The sequence below is a fragment of the Streptococcus sp. 22.1 genome (assembly GCF_016648645.1).
Taxonomy (GTDB): Bacteria; Bacillota; Bacilli; order Lactobacillales; family Streptococcaceae; genus Streptococcus.
Genome location: NZ_JACLQK010000004.1, coordinates 77,776 through 98,673, shown reverse-complemented (window position 1 = coordinate 98,673; position 20,898 = coordinate 77,776). Strand labels below are relative to the sequence as shown.

Here is a 20,898-nt window from a genome sequence, read left to right as displayed (position 1 = left end):
GGTTACCATGTCAGAGACTAAATCAGAAAATCGTTTAGCTATTAGCCTTCCAGGGCTCGACTTGAAAAATCCTATTATCCCAGCCTCAGGTTGCTTTGGTTTTGGGCAAGAGTACGCCAAGTATTATGATTTGGATAAACTAGGGTCAATCATGATTAAGGCAACGACTGCCAACCCTCGCTTCGGTAATCCAACACCCCGTGTGGCTGAGACACCATCAGGCATGCTTAATGCTATTGGACTGCAAAACCCTGGTGTTGATGCTATCTTGTCAGAAAAACTCCCTTGGTTGCAGGAGCATTATCCTGATCTACCAATCATTGCCAATGTGGCTGGATTTTCAAACGAAGAATATGCGGAAGTCTCTCACAAGATTTCCAAAGCCAATAACGTCAAGGCAATCGAGCTTAACATCTCCTGTCCAAACGTGGACCATGGCAATAACGGTCTTCTCATCGGACAAGTCCCAGAGCTTGCCTACGCGGCAGTAAAAGCTAGTGTCTCTCACTCTGATGTGCCCGTCTATGTCAAACTGACACCGAGCGTGGCTGACATCACGAGTGTCGCTAAAGCAGTCGAAGATGCCGGTGCGACTGGTTTTACCATGATTAACACCTTGGTCGGTACACGCTATGACTTGGCTACTCGCAAACCAATTATTGCCAACGGTCAAGGTGGCATGTCAGGGCCAGCTGTCTTCCCAGTAGCCCTTAAACTCATCCGTCAAGTTGCTCTAGCATCAGACCTCCCAATCATCGGTATGGGTGGCGTCGACAGTGCCGAAGCGGCTATCGAAATGTTCATCGCTGGTGCCTCAGCCATCGGTGTCGGAACAGCCAACTTCGCAGATCCTTATGCCTGCCCTAAAATCATTGACCGCCTTCCTGAAGTCATGGACAAGTATGGCATCACAACACTCGAAGACTTACGCAAAGAAGTTCGAACAGAATTGTTGGGGAAATAGAATAAATTGATCTAAAAGAAAAAGATGGAAACTAAAACTTCCATCTTTTTTGATTATTTTCTTCTTCGAGCTCTGATTCCCTCAATTACAGTAGCAATTGCCTCTAATTCCCCGTCTGTTAAATGTTCACCATCTAGAACTAAGTTAAGTTGAGAGAGTTGTGAAATCTCAATTCCATTTGAATTCTCTTTCTTTATTTCTTCTTCCAGTCCAAATTTTGTAAGTGAATAATATATTTTCTCGTATGACTTGGGTAACTCATCAAAAGAGTCCTCAATAAGTCTTTTAAGTTCATCTCTGTATTTCTCAAGCCAATACTGCGTAACCTCTGCGTCTATATCTAAGGTTTCAATAAGATCAATTTTTTTATTAAGACGATTTGGTGTTGATTCTAATACATTAATGTTCAGTTCCTGTTTCAAGTAGCTATTTTGGTAATCAGCAAAATCACTCCAACTATAACCTATGAAATATACATGCAAATCATAAGGTTCGATGTTCTTTAGATATAAACCTTTAGAATCTACACAAATTTTTCGACCACAACTGTAATATATAGTATCTTTGCCTTTATGTTCAATGGTAAGTTTACTTTTCCATTCCTCAAAACACTCAGTTGTTGTATAGCGATCCCGTAAAGTCTCGTCAAAACCACTAGCTTTAGCAAGAACTAAAAGATAACTCTCTAGGAATTTTTCTGAGGGAAGTCGTTTCTCAGTTTCAACTAGTGAGATAAGTGTTGATGATGTTTTTGTTTCCTGCTTGATATCTTGAGCAGTCAAAGATAGATTTTCACGTTTCTCTTTTAACCATTTTCCAATCATACAGCAACCTCTCTCGTAGTAATATCGATAATGTGTCCATCCGAAATAATGTCTTCACTTATAAACATTTCTATATTTTCTGGTCTCACGAAACTAGAAAATAAGACCTGTTGACCTTTATTTTGTAACCATTTTGTTAGTTTAATAAGTTCTTTTTTAGCCAATTCAGTTTTGAGGGAGTCGACACCCTCAAAAACAAGAAAATCAATTCCTTCAAAAATTTCAGAAACGTTCTGAGAAATTCCATCATCTTTATTTGATGTAATAATATCTTCGAATTCGGAGGCATTGAAGTATTCAACATTTAGTTTTGGGTGTAATTCAATTATTTTCTCGTAAACTGAATTTAGCACTATTTTTGTTGTTTCTAGTTCGTTACAATATAGAATAAGAGGAATGGATTCTTCATCCAAATTAGTGATAACTTTTTCTATAGTTTTATCTAGTAACTTAGTAGATTCATTGTTGAAGTTTTCTTCAAAACTATCTGAATGTTGATTACTGTAATATTGTAGCGTGCCATATAGATTCTGAGCATCAAATCCTTCCCCTAGAAAAGTAACCTTATTTTGTTCACCTGTTGGGTAAGATTTAATTAATTGCTTTAGTAAAACCCCTAGATCTATACCGTTTTTTAGAATTGCATCATAAATTTCTGAGTCGTTTTGATTTAATATATTTCCTTGATTTTCTATAAAATCAAGGAAACTAATGACAATTTTTTCTTCTTCAGGAGAAAAAATTTCAATAGGAGCCTTAAGTGTTGTTTGTAACTGAACTACAAAAGTATCAATTACCTCATTCTTAAGTTTAATTTTCTTTTTAGTCTCATAGCGTTCTTTAATTATATCCCATATGTTATTCCTTTTATCTTCTGAAATACTAATAAAGAAACGATCCAAGTAATAAATTATAAAATCTCCCGAATCAAGTTTTTCGATATGAATATTATCTTTCCATTCCAAATAGTCAGTTTCATCGTCTGTCATATTATCACTTACTGAAAGATCTGCTAGCTTATCTAGTATATCATAAAGCATGGTAGCCGATGGCAAGTGCTTTTCGACTTGATAATTTTCTATCTGTTTCATTACCTTCTGATATTCATCAGAGTTATTGTTAACTCGAATTTTTTCAGCATGCATTTTCAATAGTTGTTCAAGCATGTTAACACCTCTTTCTTATTTTACAAGAGTATTTTACAATGTAAAAATATAAAAAGCAATAAATTTTACATTAAATTTTTACAATGTAAAACTGGATGTAATCTATAACATTAATCAATAGAAGTAGAGGTCTAAGATTAGGTATTTAGAACAAAATCCCCCTTTGACATTCCCATATAAAAGCGCTATAATAGAACAAATTGAACTGAACCTTTAATCGAGTCCAGAGAGGCGAGAAAGGTGTACTGAGATGCTACGGCATCACTAAAGGGTAGGGACTGCCCTGTTTTCGTGCAACCTTCGCTGACTGGCGGAGGTTTTTTGTGTGAAAGGATATAAGAAATGAGAGAAAATCGTCCTGTTATTGCCCTTGATTTCCCGACTTTTGAGAATGTGAAGGCATTCCTTGCTAAGTTTCCTGCTGATGAAAAGCTCTATGTGAAGATTGGTATGGAACTTTACTATGCGGCTGGGCCTGAGATTGTTCGCTACGTTAAAGATCTTGGCCATAGTGTTTTCCTTGACCTTAAGCTTCACGATATTCCAAATACTGTCAAATCTGCAATGCGTGTTTTGTCTAACCTTGGTGTTGATATGACAAATGTGCATGCGGCTGGTGGTGTGGAAATGATGAAGGCTGCGCGTGAGGGCTTGGGTGATGGTCCAATCTTGATTGCTGTAACTCAGTTGACCTCTACCTCTGAAGAGCAGATGCGTGATTTCCAAAATATCCAAACGACACTTCAAGAATCAGTGGTTCATTATGCTAAAAAGACTGCTGAAGCAGGTCTTGATGGTGTTGTTTGCTCAGCACACGAAGTTGCAAAAATCAAAGAAGCAACAAATGAAGACTTCGTTTGTTTGACACCTGGTATTCGTCCAGCAGGAGCAGCGGTTGGTGACCAAAAACGTGTCATGACACCTGCCGATGCGCGTCAAATTGGTTCAGATTACATTGTTGTTGGTCGTCCAATTACACAAGCTGATGATCCAGTAGCAGCTTATCACGACATCAAGGCTCAATGGAACGGTCAATAAATTTTCAAAAAGACCTTATTTCATAGGAAAATAGACTGAATTAGGTTATAATAAAGAGTAGAAAACGCTTTACGGAGGATAATAATTATGACATTAGCATCACAAATCGCATCTGACTTGCTTGATATCAAGGCTGTTTACCTTAAACCTGAAGAACCATTTACATGGGCATCAGGAATCAAATCACCAATCTACACAGACAACCGTATTACTTTGTCTTACCCAGAAACTCGTACACTTATCGAAAATGGTTTTGTGGAAAAAATTAAGGAAGAATTTCCTGAAGTAGAAGTGATTGCTGGTACTGCAACTGCTGGTATTCCTCACGGTGCTATCATCGCTGACAAGATGAACCTTCCATTTGCCTATATCCGTAGCAAACCAAAAGATCACGGTGCTGGTAACCAAATCGAAGGTCGTGTGGTTAAAGGCGAAAAAATGGTTGTTGTTGAAGACTTGATTTCAACTGGTGGATCAGTACTTGATGCGGTAGCAGCTGCAGAGCGTGAAGGGGCTAATGTTATTGGTGTTGTGGCTATCTTCACTTACGAATTGCCAAAAGCTGAGAAAAACTTCGCTGATGCTGGCGTGAAATTGGTCACTCTTTCAAACTACACTGAGTTGATCAAAGTGGCTAAAGTGCAAGGCTACATCACAGCAGACGGACTTCAACTCTTGAAAAAATTTAAAGAAAACCAAGAAACTTGGCAAGACTAATTATCATGATTGAAGGCGGAACGTTTCAGGCGTTTCGTTTTTTTTAGTATAATTTAGGAAATAATAGAAGTAGGGAGAATATAAGATGTCAGTAAATGAGTGGTCAGATGCAACGGCAATGGTTGAGGCTGTGCGAAATAAGACGGTCAGTCCCCCAGAACTAGTAAAGGATACAATAAGTGAAGCGGAGAGGACTAATACTAAAATCAATGCTATCGTCAGTCAACGTTACGAGAAAGCTTTAGAAGAAGCAGAAACTAGAGACTTTTCAGCTAAACCTTTTGCTAGTGTCCCAATTTTCCTAAAGGATTTAGGTCAGGAGCAAGCTGGTGAGCCGTCAACAGCGGGTTCTCGCCTATTTACAAGTTATCGGGCTAAGGAAACGGATAATTATGTTAAGAAACTTGAGGAATTGGGCTTTATTATCTTAGGACGTTCTAGCACTCCTGAGTTTGGCTTCAAAAATATCAGTGATGCTCAGATTCATGGTCCTGTCAATCTACCTGATGATGTGAGGCGTAATGCTGGTGGCTCAAGTGGTGGAGCGGCTGCTCTTGTAAGTTCTGGCATTTCTCTTTTGGCTCCAGCTAGTGACGGTGGGGGCTCTATTCGCATTCCAGCTTCCTTTAACGGCCTAATCGGTCTCAAGCCTACCAGAGGACGAATTCCTGTCGGTCCTGGTTCGTTTCGTGGATGGCAGGGAGCCTCTGTCCAGTTTGCTTTGACTAAGTCTGTTCGAGATACAAAACGCTTGCTTTATCATATGCAGACGTGTCAGATGGAAAGTCCCTTTATCTTGCCTAAACTTGACAAAGATTCTTTAGGAAAACCAGTTCAACCTCTGAAGATTGCTTTTTCTACTGTCTCTCCTATTGGTGGTAAGGTATCAGAATCTGCTATTGCGGCGACAAAAAAGGCTGCTAGAGCATTAGAAAGTCTAGGACATTATGTCCATGAAATCACCCATCAGCCCTTGAATGGGATTGAAGCTATGCAGTCTTACTACATCATGAATAGTGTAGAGACGGCTGCCATGTTTGATGGTATAGAGGCTGGTTTGGGACGTCAGATAACGCTTGAAGATATGGAGTTAATGACTTGGGCTATTTTCCAATCTGGCCAAAAGATTCCTGCCAAAGTTTACTCTAAAGTCCTAACTCAGTGGGACCAGTATAGCCATCAGATGACGAATTTTCATGAGTCTTACGATATTCTTCTGACTCCTACAGTTGCGGATGTGGCACCTAAACACGGACAGTTTGCACTCTCTCAAAGCCTACAAAATCAACTCAAGCATATGTCTGAGTTTGATTGGCCAAAGCAACAAGAACTTATTTGGGATATGTTTGCGGATAGTTTAGATTGGACGCCTTTCACCCAACAAGCTAACCTGACGGGACAACCATCGATTTCTTTACCTGTCTATCGTGATGGGCAAGGGCTGTCCCTTGGTGTTCAACTGACAGCCGCCAAGGGAAGAGAAGGCCTCCTCTTACACTTGGCCCAACAAATGGAAGAAGGTTCGGTTTTTAGCTGAGCATTATTATTTTCAGTTCAATATTTTGTAAAACCCTTTCAAATAGTGTAGGCTTAGATTATAAGTTTTTTAACTTAACTTAATTATTCAAGGAGACACACATAGATGAAAAAGAGATTTTTCGCCGTTTTTAGCTTAATTTTGGCTGCGGTCTTTTTGGTTGCCTGCTCGTCACAAAGTACAGGTGAGAAGAACTGGGAAAAGATTGAGAAACGTGGTAGCATCAAGGTTGCGACTGCTGGAACACTGTACCCACAAACCTACCACGATGATAAGAATAATTTGACTGGTTATGACGTTGAGATTCTCAAAGAAGTTGGAAAACGTCTTAAGTTGAAAATTGACTTCACTGAGATGGGTGTAGATGGCATGCTTACTGCTGTAAATAGTGGACAAGTCGATATCGCTAACTACTCACTCGAAGACGACAACAAGAATGTTAAAAAATTCTTACGTTCTGAACCATACAAGTATTCCTTCACTTCAATGGTCGTTCGTGAATCGGATAATTCAGGAATCTCTTCATGGAAGGATCTCAAAGGCAAAAAGGCAGCCGGTGCTGCAAGTACAAAGTACATGAAGATTGCCAAAAAAATGGGTGCTGAACTCGTCGTATATGATAATGTTACCAATGACGTTTACATGCAGGACTTGATAAATGGGCGTACAGACGTTATCGTCAACGATTACTATTTGCAAAAGATGGCAGTAGCCGCTATCAAAGACAAGTACCCAGTTAAGATCAACGACGGTATCTACAGTAACCCTTACTCAACAAGCTTTACTTTCTCATTGAAGAATAAAACCCTTCAAGAAAAGGTCAACAAAGCCATCAAAGACATGAAGAAAGATGGTACCCTTACCAAGATTTCAGAGAAATTCTTTGCTGGTCAAGACGTTACAAAGAAAACAAAAGTTGACTATACTGAGATTGATATCTCTGATGTTGAATAATATAAGCGATCCAATTGGATCGCTTATTTGCTAAAGAAATGTTTAGAAAGTTAGACTTATGATTATTGATTTTTCACTGATTCTAAAAAGCATTCCTTATGTCCTATCAGGTCTACCTTATACCTTAGGAATCTCGCTTTTAAGCTTTATGGTTGGGAATGTTTTTGCTATCATCCTTGCCTTTATGCGAATGTCTCAAAAGCCTTGGTTAAAGTATCCAGCCCGCATTTATATTTCCATCATGCGTGGGGTTCCTATGTTGGTCGTGCTCTTCATTCTTTACTTTGGTTTGCCTTATGTTGGTGTTCAGCTACCTGCCCTTCTTTGTGCCTTTATTGGCTTCTCCTGTGTTAGTGCCGCTTATATGGCAGAGATTTTCCGTTCATCCATAGTTGCCGTAGATAAGGGGCAGTGGGAAGCAGCTCGCTCTCTTGGTCTTCCTCAGAAGTCTATTATCCGTCGGATTATCTTACCTCAGGCTATGCGTATAGCAGTAGCCCCTCTTGGTAATGTTATTATTGATATGGTTAAGAGTTCCTCATTGGCTGCTATGATTACAGTGCCTGACATTTTCCAAAATGCTAAGATTATCGGTGGGCGTGAGTATGACTACATGTCTATGTATATCCTAATCGCCCTTATTTACTGGACTTTGAGCTTTACTTTAGAACTGCTTGAAGGCTATCTTGAAAAACGTTTAGCTACCTATTGATTTTTGAAAAAATTATTTGAATATCTAATAAAATATTGAAATTTATTTAATTCTAATCTTATAAATGTGGTATAATAAAAGCGATTTAAAAATCAGAAAGGTCTTTTGGAATGAAGAAGAAAACAGTCGTTGCAACGACACTATCAACCCTACTCGTCTCAACTGCTATCTTGGCTAATGCTGTCCAAGCTGACGAGGTAGAAGCTCATGCAGCTGTAACAGCACCAAGCACTGAAGTAGTAGCTACAGAGGCAACTACCAATGCGACATCTACTGCAGCAACAACTGCAACAAGCGAGTCTGCAGCTCCAGTAGCTAGTTCAACATCAGTTGTTACTGCTTTAACAGCTGAAACAAGCGAGACACCAGTTGCCACAGCCAGTGAAACAGCAACTGCAGCCGCAACTCCTACAACAGAAGTCGTGACAAATGCTAGCACAAGTGCCAGCAACGACACTGTAACTGTTCTTCACACCAACGATGTTCATGGTCGTATGGTTGAAGATGATCGTAACGGAGTTATTGGTGATGCCCTTTTGTCTGGTATCGTCAATGATTCTCGTTCAAAAGGAACAACCCTTGTCTTTGACTCAGGGGACTCATTCCAAGGTCTTCCAATCTCAAACAGCTCTAAGGGGGAGGACATGGCAAGCGTCATGAATGCTGTTGGTTTTGATGCCATGACAGTGGGTAACCATGAGTTCGACTTTGGTCTTGACCAATTGCGTCGTTTGAGCAAACAAATCAATTTCCCAATCATCACATCTAACGTTTATGTGGACGGCGTACGTCTTTTCCAACCATCTACAATCATTGACAAAACACCTGGTGTTGATGGAGATGAAGTAGTTGTTATTGGTGTTACTACACCTGAGACAGCTACTAAGACACACCCACGTAATATCACTGGTGTCTCTTTCACCGATCCTATTACTGAGGTTAAAGCTGTTGTTGACCAAGTGGAATCAAATGCTCGTGCTGAAGGTAAGGAATACAAGACTTATATTGTCCTTAGTCACTTGGGTATAGATACAACAACTCCAGTTGAATGGCGTGGATCAACATTGGCAGAAGCTCTTTCAAACTATGCACCTTTGAAAGGAAAACGTGTTCTTGTCCTTGATGGTCACTCACACACTCTTCACACAGCGACATACGGCGATAATGTCACTTACAACCAAACTGGTAGCTACCTTAACAATGTCGGCCGCGTCGTTTATAATTCTGACCGTGTCTTGTCACATGGCGTGATTTCACACGACGAAGCTAAGAAGAATTATAAAGTTAACCCAACAGTTAAAACTATGATTGATGACATCCAAGCTAAGTACAAGGCAGATTCTTCGAAAGTAGTTATCGAAAATAGTCCAGTTAAACTTAGCGGTGACCGTATGAACGTTCGTGTTCGCGAAACTAACCTTGGTAATGTTGTCGCTGATGCTCTCTTAGATTACGGACAATCAGCCTTCACACACAAGTCTAACCTTGCCGTAACAAACGGTGGTGGTCTTCGTGAAACAATTGCCAAAGACAAACCAATCACTAAAGGTGATATCATTGCCGTTCTTCCATTTGGTAACTCAGTTGCTCAAATCCAAGTGACAGGTCAAAATATCCATGATATGTTTGTCAAATCTCTTGGTTCTATTCTCCAAGTTGACGAAAGTGGTAAAACTGTTCTAGATGAAAATGGTCAACCTCTTCTTGAACCATCTGGCGGTTTCCTTCAAGTATCAGGAGCTCGTGTTTATTATGACACAACACTTCCAGCAGAAAAACGTATCTTATCAATTGACATTTTTGATCCAGAAACTGGTAGCTATAAACCACTCAACACTAATGAAAATTACTACCTTGTAACGAATGACTTCTTAGCTGCTGGTGGTGATGGCTACACAATGCTTGGTGGTCCTCGTGAAGAAGGTCCTTCAATGGATACCGTCTTTGCGGATTACTTGACACATGCAGACCTATCTAAGTATGCAGTTATCAATCCAAACTCACGTACCATTTCTATTTCAAGTGCTGATTTTGCTGCCTTGAACAAAAAAGAAAATGCAGAAGACCCTACACTTAATCCATTGAGTCCTGTTACGCCATCTAGCGTTGCTGAAGACCTTAAAACAACTAAACCAGTTGTATCTAAAGTAGTAACGACACCTAATGGTAAAGTATTCTTCGTTTCAACAAGAAACGAAGCACTTAAAGAAACAGAAAAAGTGGCAGAAGCTTCTGCTCAAACTGAAGTTCTTCCTACAACAGGTGATAAGGCCTCACACGCTGGACTCCTCGGACTTGGTATGTTGCTAACTCTCTTTGGACTTAGTGGAAAACACAAAGGTAAAGAAAAATACTAAGAAGTTTTCAGATAAAAATTAGAGTTAACCATTTGGCTAACTCTTTTTTGTTTTCTTCTTGTTGCTATGTGTTTTTCGATACTGACTTGGTGTTTGGTCGTAATAGTGTTTAAATTGACGGTTGAAATTTGATAAATTGTTAAAACCAACATCAGTAGCAATTTCCAAAACTGGTTTTACGCTATTACGGAGCTCCTCACAAGCAGCATGTAGTCTTGCTTGAATGATAAATTCAGTACAAGAGGTGCCAGTATGTTGTTTAAAAATTGTCATAAAATGTGTCTTACTATATCCCATGAGCTCTGACAACTTTTCAATCGTGAGATTTTCAGCATAATGTTGATTGATGTAATCAATGATTTCACGAATTTTATCATTTTTTCGATAATGATCATCAGAAGTTTTTCGCTTTACCAAACGATAGAAGTAGAAAAGGTAGATTAATTCTTCCAACTTTGACTTGAGAAGAAGTTCATAGTGACGATCTTTCTGACGAATCATCTTAAAAATCTCGAAGAGAAGTGCTTTAATTTCCGTATACCCCTCGTCTGATGGTCTTAGACATTGTTTAAACTTAAAATTGGAATTCTGTAAGGGCTGAAGATAACGGAGACTAAGCAGATCCACCAGAGACTGTCCCAACATATCCAAATGAAAATGAAGGGTATCAGTATGATGAGACTGATTATCTATGGGATGAATCGAATGAAGCTCATTAGGACATATCAAAAAAATATCTCCAGCCTGACTGTCAAAATAGTCATAATCAATATGATAGCGAGCTGTCCCCTCATAAACGTACTGAATCTCAAGCTCAGGATGCCAATGAAATAGAATATCAGGGCGTCCATTTTCGACCATAGTTTCCTCCAGTCGAAACGGAAACAGATTATCATCAAAATCTATCAAATGTTTAAAATCAGTATCAGTAGCAGCTTGACTCATGATTAACCTTTCAAAATCATAGGATAATACCATGATAGCATTTTCTTTCTTAAAAAGCATGAGTCAATCGTCTTATAGTATTGGTAGTTTTTTGATTTACATAATTTTATTTCTGTATTTATGTATGTAAAATAAAAAGATGACTAAGCATCCTTTTTACATAAATTTAGTTATGTTTATTTTCCTAGACAGAACTGACTAAAGAGTTGTGTAATGAGTTCATCTGGGGCGGCGTCACCAGTAATTTCTCCTAAAACTTCCCAGGTGCGTGTCATATCAACCTGTAAGAGGTCAACAGGCATGCCTAATTCAAGACCTTGATTGACTGCTTCAAGACTTTCGAGAGCTTTTTCAATGAGTGAAATGTGACGGGCATTTGAGAGATAAGTAGCATCTTTCTCCACTAGGCCAGCATTATCAAAGAAGAGCTGATTGATGCAATCTTCGATTTTGTCAATATTTTCATTCTTGAGGACTGAAATTGGAATAACATCTTCGGGAAGCTCTTCCATTTGGATTGCTTGTGGTAGGTCTGTCTTATTTAGAAGAATGATGCGATTGCTATTTTGACTGATTTCTAATAATGTACGGTCTTGCTCTGTTAACGGTTCGGAGCTATTAAGCACAAGGAGAACCAGGTCAGCCTCTTCGAGAGCTTTCTTGGAACGCTCAACACCAATCTTTTCAACCACATCATCTGTGTCTCGAATACCAGCGGTATCGATTAACTTAAGTGGAACACCCTTGATATTAACGTATTCTTCAATGACATCACGGGTGGTACCTTCAATATCTGTTACGATAGCTTTCTCCTCGCGTAGGAGATTGTTAAGAAGACTAGATTTTCCGACATTTGGACGACCAATGATTGCCGTTGAAAGGCCTTCTCGTAGGATTTTTCCTCGTTTAGCAGTGGCAAGAAGATTTTCTAAAAGTGCTTGGAACTCTTGCGTTTTTTCACGGACAAGAGCTGTGGTAACTTCTTCAACATCATCATATTCTGGGTAATCAATATTCACTTCGACTTGAGCCAAGGTGTTAAGGATTTCTTGGCGAGTGTTGTTAATGAGATCCTTGAGCGCCCCATCAAGTTGAGAGACGGCAACGGCCATAGCCTTATCAGTCTTAGCACGAATCAAATCCATGACAGCTTCAGCCTGAGTCAAGTCCACACGACCATTCAAAAAGGCACGTTTGGTAAATTCTCCAGGTTCAGCCATACGAGCTCCAGAACGAATAAGGAGTTGGAGGATTTCATTAGTCACAGCAACCCCACCGTGAGTGTTGATCTCCACGACATCCTCACGCGTAAAGGTCTTTGGCGCACGCATAACACTTACCATGACTTCATCAATGGTTTCCTCATTTTCGACAATATGGCCGTAATTGATAGTATGTGAAGCAACCGTTTCTAGATTTTTTCCTTTGAAAACTTTATTAGCAATAGCAATAGCATCGGTTCCAGATAAGCGAACGATACCGATAGCACCTTCACCTAAGGGCGTTGAAATGGCAGTAATCGTATCAAATTCTTTGGTAATTGACATAGTTATTCCTTTGGATTTTTTCTGTATAAGTTTAAAAATGATTTAATTTCATTGTAACGCAAAAGAGCAGTAGTCGCAAGGATTGGTGCTGATAAAGACAAGAAAAAAGAGCCTGAGCTCTTTTTGTTTATTTGTGGCGTTCAAAGTATGATTTGGTTTCTTTAATGATGATTGGTGAAAGGACTAGGAGGGCAATCAAGTTAGGCAATGCCATCAAGCCGTTTACGATATCTGCAATTTTCCAAACAACATCAAGTGTGAGGTAACCACCAAGAGCAACCATAACCACAAAAATGAGGCGGTAGAGTGGAAGGAATTTAGTTGATTTGAAAATGAATTCGAAACAACGTTCACCGTAGTAAGACCAACCCAAGATTGTTGTAAAGGCAAAGAGAACCAAAGAAAGTGTTAAGGCAATTTCACCAAATGTACCAAAAACAGAAGAGAAGGCGGCTTGTGTCATTGGGGCACCTTCTAGGCTACCTGACCATTGACCAGTTACAAGGATAGCAAGACCTGTAAGCGTACAGATGATAATCGTATCAATGAAAGTACCTGTCATTGAAATCAAACCTTGTTCAACAGGTTCTTCGGTCTTAGCTGCAGCAGCGGCGATAGGAGCAGATCCAAGACCTGACTCATTTGAGAAGACACCACGCGCAATACCAAGTCGCATAGCGACCATGACTGTTGCACCAGCAAAACCACCTACGGCTGCTTTCCCAGTAAAGGCAGATTGGAAGACCATTTCAAGAACTGGTAAAAGTTGATTAAAGTTTGTAAAGATAACCACAAGAGCTGCTAGGATATAAAGTCCAGCCATAAATGGTACGACCTTTTCAGAAACTTTAGAGATAGATTGGATACCACCAAAAATGATGGCAGCAGTTATAAGAGCAAGTAAGATACTTACGATTTTTGGTGACCAGTCAAAGCTGTTTTGAAGTGAGGCGGTGATTGAGTTAACTTGAGAGAAAGTACCAATCCCCAACCATGCAACTAGGACACCTGCAAAGGCAAAGAAGTAGGCCAAAGGTTTAGCAATTGTTTGCCATTTCCCAGAGAAACCATGTGTGATGTAATACATTGGACCACCAGAAACATTACCTTGGTCGTCAAGTGTACGGAATTTAATAGCCAAAAGACCTTCGGAATATTTGGTTGCCATACCAAAGAAAGCGGCAATCCACATCCAGAAAAGGGCACCAGGTCCACCAGTTTTGATGGCTGTAGCTACCCCAACAATGTTACCTGTACCAACAGTTGCAGCAAGAGCTGTCGCAAGGGCTGCAAAACTAGAAATATCACCTTCCCCTTTATCTTCAGCAAAGATAAGTTTAAAAGCTTTAGGAAGACGAAGAACTTGCAAAAGTCCAAGACGAAGCGTAAGGTAAATCCCAGTTCCTACAAGAAGGACCAAAAGGGGTGGACCCCAGACAAAATCATCAATGGTAGTAAAAAAGTCTAACATGAATGTAACAATCTCCTTTAACCGAGACGTCAAAAAGAGGTTTGGCTTAACCAGACCTCTGAGAATACAAAGCTATTACTACAAGTAAAAAAACTTGCGATGCTTTCTGTCCTTTTACCTGAGAGTTTCGGTTGTTACCCCTTGCCCCTTCGGTGTCTTGTTTACAGCTAAGGCTGCTTCAAGATCTCTCCAGAAGTCCGTCAATCACCAGTCTTCCTGATGACATCACTCGGTTTTTATTTTATTGTGGTTCTATATTATCTAAAAAACCGAACAGTGTCAACACTAATTTTTATCAAAACTATAAAAAACCGAATATTATACTTAAGAATCCCTTTCACCAAAATCTAGAAAAGCTTGGAATAACAATCATTTTTATCAAACAACCTCCCAATAAAAACAAACGATTATTTGCTAAAGTTATTTCACACTCATTATGAATAGAGACTGCATTTTCATCCAAAAAATGATAAAATAGTAGAGCTTATTTTTGAGAATGGAGAATATGATGAACCCATTATTAACTGGTATGAATGACAAACAGGCCGAAGCCGTCCAAACGACTGAAGGTCCTTTGTTGATTATGGCTGGTGCAGGATCAGGGAAGACACGTGTACTTACCCACCGCATTGCCTACCTTATTGACGAAAAAATGATCAATCCTTGGAATATTTTGGCCATTACCTTTACCAATAAGGCAGCTCGTGAGATGCGTGAGCGTGCTATGGCTTTAAACCCAGCAACTTCAGAAACCTTGATTGCGACCTTCCATAGTATGTGCGTGCGAATCCTTCGTCGTGAAGCGGACCATATTGGCTACAATCGAAACTTTACTATCGTGGATCCTGGTGAACAACGTACTTTGATGAAACGTATTCTCAAGAATCTTAATCTTGATCCTAAGAAGTGGAATGAACGTGCCATCTTAGGGACGATTTCCAACGCAAAAAATGACCTCTTGGATGAAGTGGCTTATGAGCACCAAGCTGGTGACATGTATACTCAAATCGTTGCTAAATGTTACAAAGCCTATCAGGAAGAGCTCCGTCGTAGTGAAGCCATGGATTTCGACGATTTGATTATGATGACTCTGCGTCTCTTTGACAAAAATCCCGATGTGCTCGCTTATTATCAGCAGCGTTATCAGTATATTCACGTGGATGAATATCAAGATACCAACCATGCTCAGTATCAGTTGGTAAAACTCTTAGCATCTCGCTTCAAGAATATCTGTGTCGTGGGTGATGCTGACCAATCAATCTACGGTTGGCGTGGGGCTGACATGCAGAACATCCTTGATTTTGAGAAGGACTATCCTGAAGCTAAGGTTGTCCTCTTGGAGGAAAACTACCGTTCAACTAAGAAAATTCTCCAAGCAGCCAACGAAGTTATCAAGAACAACCGTAACCGCCGTCCTAAGAAACTTTGGACTCAAAATGATGACGGTGAACAAATTGTTTATTACCGTGCTAATGACGAGCGTGATGAAGCTGTTTTTGTTGCTTCAACTATTGATAACATTATTCGTGAAGAAGGTAAGAACTTCAAGGATTTCGCTGTACTTTACCGTACCAATGCTCAGTCTCGTACCATTGAAGAAGCTTTACTCAAGTCTAATATTCCTTATACCATGGTTGGAGGAACCAAGTTCTATAGCCGTAAAGAAATTCGTGATGCCATTTCTTACTTGAACTTAATTGCCAATCCTGCTGATAATATTAGCTTTGAACGTGTCGTTAATGAACCTAAACGTGGAGTTGGACCTGGGACACTAGAAAAGATTCGTACCTTTGCCTATGAGCAAAACATGAGTCTCCTAGATGCTTCAGCTAATATTATGTTATCACCGATTAAGGGGAAAGCAGCTCAGGGCGTTTACGATTTTGCTAACATGATTCTGAACCTACGTGATCAGCTAGATGGACTAAGCATCACTGAAGCTGTAGAGGCTGTTTTGGATAAGTCTGGTTATCTGGATGCTCTTTCGATGCAACAAACACTTGAAAGTCAAGCGCGCATTGAAAATATCGAAGAATTCATGTCTGTTACTAAGAATTTTGACGAAACCAACACCGATGGTACGGAAGACGAGACAGGAATTGACCGTTTAGGCCGTTTCTTAAACGATTTAGCTTTAATTGCTGATACGGACGATGGTGATATGGAAGCAGCAGAGGTAACCTTGATGACTCTCCATGCTGCCAAAGGGCTTGAATTCCCAGTTGTCTTCCTAATTGGTATGGAAGAGGGAGTGTTCCCTTTGTCACGTGCCTCAGAAGAGCCAGATGAACTCGAAGAAGAGCGTCGTTTGGCTTACGTAGGTATCACTCGGGCGGAAGAGATTCTTTTCCTTACCAACGCTAATACGCGTACGCTTTTTGGTAAGACTAGCTATAATCGTCCTAGCCGTTTCTTACGTGAAATTTCAGATGATTTATTACAATATCAAGGTCTAGCACGTCCAGCCAATTCATCATTTGGTGTTCGTTTTACAAAGGAAGAGCCTACACAATTTGGTCAGGGCATGAGTTTACAACAAGCGCTTCAGACCAGAAAAGCAAATGCACAGCCGCAAAGACATACTGGTGCTCAGCCATTTTCAAAAGCCACTGGGGGACTACCTTTTGGTAAGGCTTCAGACTCAGGCAACTCAGCTACTGATTGGGAAATCGGAGATATCGCTCACCACAAGAAGTGGGGAGATGGTACCGTCCTAGAAGTAACTGGAAGTGGCAAGACACAGGAACTTAAGATAAAATTCCCAGAAGTTGGACTTAAAAAAGTCTTGGCAAGCGTAGCACCTATTGTGAAGAAATAGAAAGGGACCGAAAGGTCCTTTTTATAAGCTCTCCCTATCACTTTGATAAAAAATTTCTATTAGACAGCTAGCTTTTCTGGGTGTAGAATGAAGGCAACTTTTGTTTTGGAGGACACCCATATGTCACGAGAATTTTCATTTGAAACCTTACAATTACACGCTGGACAAACACCTGACAAGGAAACAAAATCACGTGCTGTTCCAATTTACCAAACCACTTCATATGTTTTTGACGACGCTCAAGAAGGTGAAGATCTCTTTGCCCTTAGAAAACCTGGTAATATTTACACACGTATTACCAATCCAACAGTAGCAGTACTTGAAGAACGTATTGCAGCCCTCGAAGGTGGTGTTGGTGCCTTGGCTACGGCATCAGGTATGGCTGCAATCACCTATGCTATCCTTGGTTTGGCACATGCTGGCGATCACGTTGTTGCTGCGACAACCCTCTATGGTGGGACATTCAATCTCTTAAAAGAAACCCTTCCACGCTATGGTATCACAACAACTTTTGTAGATGTTGACAATCCTGAAGAAATTGAAGCTGCTATCAAAGATAATACCAAGCTTGTCTTGATTGAGTCTTTGGGAAATCCGCTTATCAATATTCCTGATTTTGAAAAAATTGCTGAGATTGCTCACAGTCATAAGATTCCATTGGTTGCTGACAATACTTTTGGAACTCCATATCTCATCAATGTTATCTCCCATGGTGTAGATATCGTGGTTCATTCTGCAACTAAGTTTATCGGTGGACATGGAACAACTATTGGAGGTCTTATCGTCGATTCTGGTAAATTTGACTGGGAAGCTTCAGGCAAATTCCCACAGTTGGTTGACGAGGACCCATCTTACCACAATATCAGCTATACGCGTGATGTTGGTCCAGCAGCATTTGTAACTGCCCTTCGTACACAACTTTTGCGTGACACAGGGGCTGCCTTGGCACCTTTCAATGCTTTCTTGCTCTTGCAAGGACTTGAAACACTTTCACTTCGCGTCGAACGCCACGTCGAAAATACTAAAAAAATCGTAGACTTTTTGGAAAATCATCCAAAAGTTGAAAAGGTTAACTATCCTGGATTACCATCAAGTCCTTACTATGACTTGGCACAAAAATACTTCCCTAAAGGTCCAGGTTCTATTTTCACTTTCCATGTTAAAGGTGGACAAGACGAAGCACGTACCGTAATTGATAATCTTGAAATCTTCTCAGATTTAGCTAACGTTGCTGATGCAAAATCTTTGGTGGTGCACCCTGCAACAACAACTCACCAACAATTAGCAGAAGCTGATTTACTGGCTTGTGGTGTCACTCCAAATCAAATTCGTATCTCAGTTGGTTTGGAAAACGCAGATGATTTGATTGAAGATTTAAAACTAGCTCTTGATAAAATCTAAGTATTTCAATACAAAATAATTTAACCAGCTCTTTAGCTGGTTTTTTGTTATACTATCCCTATGAAATTTGTTTTTGATTTGGATGGAACCCTATGTTTTGATGGTATGACCATGTCAAAAGACCTACAAAAGGTTCTTTTAACTGCACCAAAATACGGGCATGACATTATTTTTGCAACAGCACGCTCTTACAGAGATTGTCTTAGTATTTTAGAAGGAGAATTGAGAAAGCTGATAGTAGTTGGCTTAAACGGCGGCGAAGTCTTTCAAGATGAACTTTTAGTATCACAATACACAATACCTTCTCCTGCTCTCAGAACGATTGTTAGCTACTGTGATACTTATAATCTCCCTTATTTTATTGATGATACCTTTAATTGTGCTATTCAAAATCCTGAGCAAATCCCTTTTCTTTCAAATGTTGATCCATTAAACAAAGCAAGGATTTTGCCTGTTCATGAACTTAATGAGCCTATCAAAGTTGTTATTCCACTTGTAGAGCATGAAGATATACGTGAAGACCTTATCTTTAATCTAAACAAACTGGAATGTTTAGACCTTAGTTATCATGATATTGAAAGATGTCTTTACATTAATCCTAAAGGTGTGACCAAGGCTAGTACTGTTTTAAACCACTTTGGTAAAGCCTTTGTAGCATTTGGAAATGATCAAAATGATATTTCTCTTTTCAAAAATGCTATATATGGAGTGCAAATTGGTGATTATCCCTACCTAAAAAACTTTGCGGATGAGGTTATTCCTGCAATTAATGCAGTTATTGCTGAAAAAATTAGACTACTGTTTGAAAAGTTCTAAACAAATGCTTAGGCTTATTGCTATATTTACAGTACAATAGTAAAAAAAGTATTGGAGGACAATTAACATGCCAACATTTATTGGAAAACCAGTTACAGTAGCAGAAGACAAACAACTTCAAGTTGGAGATACCTTGCGTGACTTTAACTTAACAGCAGCAGATTTGACGAAAAAATCACTTTCAGAATTCGATGGAAAGAAAAAAGTTATCTCTATCGTTCCATCAATCGATACTGGTATCTGTTCAACTCAAACACGTACCTTTAATAAGGAATTGTCAGAATTAGACGATACAGTAGTTATTACTATTTCAGTGGACCTACCATTTGCACAAGCTCGTTGGTGTGGTGCTGAAGGACTTGAAAATGCCATCATGCTTTCTGACTACTATGATAATAGTTTTGGTAAAGATTATGGTGTCCTCATTGAAGAATGGCACTTGTTAGCGCGTGCAGTTTTAGTGGCAGATGCTGACAATAAGATTACTTATGTCGAATATTTGAACAATATCAATACTGATCCAAACTATGAAGCAGCAGTAGCAGCGGTTAAAAGCTTATAAAATGAGGCTCAGGTCTCTTTTTTATTTTTGCCTTTCTTACAGTTTTTACTTGCAAAAGTATTAGCATCTTGCTATTATTGTATAGCAATACTCAATATGGATAGTAAAATATAAAAAGGAGATTCAATGTCTGAAAAAGAAAGACCTCAACTGATTATCGATTACGAAGCTAATACAGACAAACTTGTTCGTTTAGGCGATGTTGTCGATCAATTTAAAGGAAAAGCTGTTCCTGCTAAGGCAGATCCTGGCGAATTTGCTGTCATTAATCTATCGGATATGACACCCAACGGCATTGCCTACGATGCCCTTAAAACGTTTTCTGAGGAACAACGCAAACTTTTACGATTTCTCTTAGAAGACGGTGATGTTCTTATTGCATCTAAGGGAACTGTACAAAAAGTTGCTGTTTTCGAGGATCAGGGCAAGCGTGAAGTTGTCGCCTCATCAAATATCACAGTATTACGACCTAAGGAAAAACTCCGTGGTTTCTACATCAAGTTTTTTCTTGAGACAGAGATTGGTCGTGCCTATTTAGACTATGCTGATAAGGGAAAGGCCGTCCTAAATTTATCGACGGCTGATCTCCTAGACATCAAAATTCCTGAGATACCAATTGTGAAGCAAGATTATCAAATTGCTGCCTACTTGCGTGGGCGTGCTGATTACCATCGTAAGATGGTGAGGGCTGAGCAGGAGTGGGAAAATATCCAGCATAATGTGACAGAAGCTCTATTTGGAAATTAATCAAAAGCCAGCAAACTAAGATTTGTTGGTTTTTTTTCATTATTCTCGTGTATAATGGAAGTAGTAAATATGTTATTAGGAGGTCATTATGACTACCAACACTATAGATTTATCACAACCTGTTGCAACAATCATTAAAGAGCATCCAGAGGTTAAGGAATTACTGATTGATCTCGGTTTCAAGTCCTTGTCTAATCCAGCTATGCTAAATACTGTCGGTAAGGTGACTAGTCTAAAAGCTGGCTCTAAGTTAGCTAATATTCCCCTAGATAAAATCAAGCAAACCTTGATTTTCAACGGTTATGACGTAATTGGTGACTGA

The 20,898-nt window shown here is 39.6% G+C and carries 18 protein-coding genes and 1 riboswitch; of the genes, 13 read left to right on the top strand and 5 right to left on the bottom strand.

Annotated features, from left to right (window positions below; genetic code table 11):
* The first annotated feature begins 7 nt into the window (after window positions 1–7).
* Window positions 8–964 (top strand): dihydroorotate dehydrogenase, encoded by a 957-nt coding sequence (locus H7U04_RS02990; protein WP_110981414.1) that lies wholly within the window; start codon window positions 8–10, stop codon window positions 962–964.
* 53 nt (window positions 965–1,017) lie between these two features.
* On the opposite strand, the gene H7U04_RS02985 is transcribed toward H7U04_RS02990, so the two are convergent.
* Window positions 1,018–1,788 (bottom strand): hypothetical protein, encoded by a 771-nt coding sequence (locus H7U04_RS02985; protein ID WP_110981413.1) that lies wholly within the window; start codon window positions 1,786–1,788, stop codon window positions 1,018–1,020.
* On the bottom strand, window positions 1,785–2,954 hold the full coding sequence (locus tag H7U04_RS02980) for a DnaA ATPase domain-containing protein (protein WP_110981412.1): 1,170 nt from the start codon (window positions 2,952–2,954) through the stop codon (window positions 1,785–1,787). The genes H7U04_RS02985 and H7U04_RS02980 overlap by 4 nt, the downstream gene beginning before the upstream one ends.
* Window positions 2,955–3,296: 342 nt before the next feature.
* Between H7U04_RS02980 and pyrF the strand changes: the two genes are divergently transcribed.
* From pyrF to nt5e, 6 genes are all read left to right on the top strand, one after another.
* Window positions 3,297–3,992, top strand: a complete 696-nt coding sequence (gene pyrF, locus H7U04_RS02975) for an orotidine-5'-phosphate decarboxylase (RefSeq protein ID WP_110981411.1) — start codon at window positions 3,297–3,299, stop codon at window positions 3,990–3,992.
* A gap of 87 nt (window positions 3,993–4,079) precedes the next feature.
* Window positions 4,080–4,709 carry an orotate phosphoribosyltransferase gene (gene pyrE, locus H7U04_RS02970; protein WP_073689313.1) on the top strand — a complete coding sequence of 210 codons (630 nt, stop codon included), beginning with the start codon at window positions 4,080–4,082 and terminating at the stop codon, window positions 4,707–4,709.
* 85 nt (window positions 4,710–4,794) lie between these two features.
* The gene (locus H7U04_RS02965; protein ID WP_073689312.1) at window positions 4,795–6,246 is read left to right on the top strand and encodes an amidase; all 1,452 of its coding nucleotides are present in this window, start codon (window positions 4,795–4,797) and stop codon (window positions 6,244–6,246) included.
* Between the two features lie 105 nt (window positions 6,247–6,351).
* Complete coding sequence (locus H7U04_RS02960) at window positions 6,352–7,200, top strand: transporter substrate-binding domain-containing protein (RefSeq protein ID WP_073689311.1); 849 nt, start codon at window positions 6,352–6,354, stop codon at window positions 7,198–7,200.
* A gap of 58 nt (window positions 7,201–7,258) precedes the next feature.
* Window positions 7,259–7,912, top strand: coding sequence for an amino acid ABC transporter permease (locus H7U04_RS02955; RefSeq protein ID WP_002890981.1), 654 nt, complete (start codon window positions 7,259–7,261; stop codon window positions 7,910–7,912).
* A 110-nt stretch (window positions 7,913–8,022) separates the two neighbouring features.
* Window positions 8,023–10,269 (top strand): cell surface ecto-5'-nucleotidase Nt5e, encoded by a 2,247-nt coding sequence (nt5e, locus tag H7U04_RS02950; protein WP_110981410.1) that lies wholly within the window; start codon window positions 8,023–8,025, stop codon window positions 10,267–10,269.
* A gap of 36 nt (window positions 10,270–10,305) precedes the next feature.
* On the opposite strand, the gene H7U04_RS02945 is transcribed toward nt5e, so the two are convergent.
* The 3 genes from H7U04_RS02945 to H7U04_RS02935 all read right to left on the bottom strand — a co-directional run bounded on the left by H7U04_RS02945 (window position 10,306) and on the right by H7U04_RS02935 (window position 14,232).
* Window positions 10,306–11,247: an AraC family transcriptional regulator gene (locus H7U04_RS02945; protein ID WP_110981532.1), complete on the bottom strand. Its 942-nt coding sequence runs from the start codon at window positions 11,245–11,247 to the stop codon at window positions 10,306–10,308.
* A gap of 143 nt (window positions 11,248–11,390) precedes the next feature.
* Complete coding sequence (mnmE, locus tag H7U04_RS02940; RefSeq protein WP_110981409.1) at window positions 11,391–12,761, bottom strand: tRNA uridine-5-carboxymethylaminomethyl(34) synthesis GTPase MnmE; 1,371 nt, start codon at window positions 12,759–12,761, stop codon at window positions 11,391–11,393.
* 127 nt (window positions 12,762–12,888) lie between these two features.
* Window positions 12,889–14,232, bottom strand: coding sequence for an alanine/glycine:cation symporter family protein (locus H7U04_RS02935; RefSeq protein ID WP_110981408.1), 1,344 nt, complete (start codon window positions 14,230–14,232; stop codon window positions 12,889–12,891).
* 96 nt (window positions 14,233–14,328) lie between these two features.
* Window positions 14,329–14,435: riboswitch (glycine riboswitch) on the bottom strand.
* A 305-nt stretch (window positions 14,436–14,740) separates the two neighbouring features.
* On the opposite strand from H7U04_RS02935, the gene pcrA reads away from it, so the two are divergent.
* From pcrA to H7U04_RS02905, 6 genes are all read left to right on the top strand, one after another.
* Window positions 14,741–17,050 (top strand): DNA helicase PcrA, encoded by a 2,310-nt coding sequence (gene pcrA, locus H7U04_RS02930; RefSeq protein ID WP_110981407.1) that lies wholly within the window; start codon window positions 14,741–14,743, stop codon window positions 17,048–17,050.
* Between the two features lie 120 nt (window positions 17,051–17,170).
* Complete coding sequence (locus H7U04_RS02925; RefSeq protein WP_037597805.1) at window positions 17,171–18,451, top strand: O-acetylhomoserine aminocarboxypropyltransferase/cysteine synthase family protein; 1,281 nt, start codon at window positions 17,171–17,173, stop codon at window positions 18,449–18,451.
* A gap of 60 nt (window positions 18,452–18,511) precedes the next feature.
* Window positions 18,512–19,267 carry an HAD hydrolase family protein gene (locus tag H7U04_RS02920; RefSeq protein WP_110981406.1) on the top strand — a complete coding sequence of 252 codons (756 nt, stop codon included), beginning with the start codon at window positions 18,512–18,514 and terminating at the stop codon, window positions 19,265–19,267.
* 67 nt (window positions 19,268–19,334) lie between these two features.
* Window positions 19,335–19,829 carry a thiol peroxidase gene (gene tpx, locus H7U04_RS02915; protein ID WP_110981405.1) on the top strand — a complete coding sequence of 165 codons (495 nt, stop codon included), beginning with the start codon at window positions 19,335–19,337 and terminating at the stop codon, window positions 19,827–19,829.
* Between the two features lie 126 nt (window positions 19,830–19,955).
* On the top strand, window positions 19,956–20,576 hold the full coding sequence (locus tag H7U04_RS02910) for a restriction endonuclease subunit S (RefSeq protein ID WP_110981404.1): 621 nt from the start codon (window positions 19,956–19,958) through the stop codon (window positions 20,574–20,576).
* A gap of 88 nt (window positions 20,577–20,664) precedes the next feature.
* Window positions 20,665–20,898, top strand: coding sequence for a DUF1858 domain-containing protein (locus tag H7U04_RS02905; RefSeq protein ID WP_110981403.1), 234 nt, complete (start codon window positions 20,665–20,667; stop codon window positions 20,896–20,898).